1 protein-coding gene is annotated in these 367 nt (G+C 60.5%); it reads left to right on the top strand.

The features are described 5' to 3' along the window. A partial coding sequence (locus B7G66_RS16755) for a helix-turn-helix transcriptional regulator (RefSeq protein ID WP_369688284.1) occupies positions 1 to 294 on the top strand: 294 nt, incomplete at its 5' end. Positions 295 to 367: the final 73 nt, after the last annotated feature.

The following is a 367-nucleotide window of genomic DNA, read 5'->3' as shown; positions in this document are numbered from 1 at the left end:
GAACCGACGGAGGCCAGCATGACGCCGTCACACCCGCGTCAGGACAATTTCCTCGACGAACAACTGCTCACTACCCCACAAGCCGCCCATCGGCTGAACATCTCGCCGCGGACGCTGGAGCGCTATCGCTGCCGGGGGAGTGGTCCGGTCTTTCGCAAGATGGGCGGTCGGGTTCTCTATCATGTCAACGACATCCGGCATTGGATCGAGAATGTCGCCTGCAAATCCACATCCGAAGAGTCCTATGAAAAAGCCCGTGTGATCGGAAGCCGTAGGTTGGAGCGTCGGCCATGAGCGCGCGTCCGGTGCCGCCGGTTCTCTCACCCTGCCTGCTGATCGATCTCATGTCATGGCCGTTCTTCAGCCT

It is taken from the genome of Novacetimonas hansenii JCM 7643, from assembly GCF_000964405.1.
Classification (GTDB): Bacteria; Pseudomonadota; Alphaproteobacteria; order Acetobacterales; family Acetobacteraceae; genus Novacetimonas; species Novacetimonas hansenii.
Note: the sequence above shows the minus strand (reverse complement) of the source record. Positions and strands in the feature narration are given on the sequence as shown.